Origin of the sequence: Campylobacter sp. 107, assembly GCF_002383835.1 — a bacterium.
GTDB classification, from domain to species: domain Bacteria; phylum Campylobacterota; class Campylobacteria; order Campylobacterales; family Campylobacteraceae; genus Campylobacter_D; species Campylobacter_D jejuni.
This window is the reverse complement of record NZ_NXBA01000075.1, coordinates 1-885: the sequence shown is the minus strand read 5'-3', so window position 1 is coordinate 885 and position 885 is coordinate 1. Positions and strand designations below refer to the sequence as shown.

Below are 885 nucleotides of genomic sequence, written 5' to 3'. Positions count from 1 at the left end.
ATGACCATACTAGAAAAAAACATACAAGCTTTATTAAGTGGGGTAAATGAACCCTTAGGAAATAAACTTTTAAATTTCATACAAAATAAAACTTGTTCTCGTTTTAATATAGATGAAAATTTAAATATCTATGATAAAACTCATAATGTTTTTATGTATGAAAACTTAGAAGAAGAATTAAATTTTTTCTATCAAAGTATTTTAGAAAAAACTCATAGATATCCTTTTATATGTATTTATGGTATAGGCAATGCTTTGCTTATTAAAAATTTAGCTAAACACTATAAACATCTTTTTGTATTTGAAAGTGAAATAGAACTTTTTATTCTAGCTTTAAGCACGATAGATTTGAGTGAAGAGTTAAAAGTTTATAAGGTTGTATTATTTGACTGTGTTGCAAAGGATTTAGAAATTCAAATTGCTATGATTTTTGATCAGCAAAGTATTTTAGAGTATTTAAGTTTATATGAAATGTTTATTAGCTCGCATTATTATCTTAAATACTATGAAACTTCTATTTTATCTTTAAATGAACTTTGTATTAAAAGTGCAAGTGTAGCAATAAGGAATGCAGATATTACTTGTTTTTTACCTTTGCTAACACATGGACAGTTTTTACAAAACATCCCCTCTATGCTTGAAAGCATTCCTTTTCAAAGAATCTTAAATGAAAGAAAAAACAAATTCGAAAATGCTATAGTAGTTTCTGCAGGACCTAGTTTAGCTAAACAACTTCCTTTACTTAAAGCTTATCAAGATAAAGCAGTGATCTTTTGTGCTGATGGGGCTTTAAGTATGCTTGAAAAAGAAGGTATAGTGCCTGATTATGTTACGAATTTAGATTTTACTGATCTAGCAATGAAATTTTTTCAAAATAAAGAAAAT

Annotated in this window: 1 protein-coding gene; it reads left to right on the top strand. The window is 26.3% G+C overall.

Annotated elements, in window-relative coordinates:
- Nucleotides 1-885 (top strand): 6-hydroxymethylpterin diphosphokinase MptE-like protein (locus tag BGS40_RS07530; protein ID WP_141085141.1); only part of this gene is annotated, 885 nt, incomplete at its 3' end.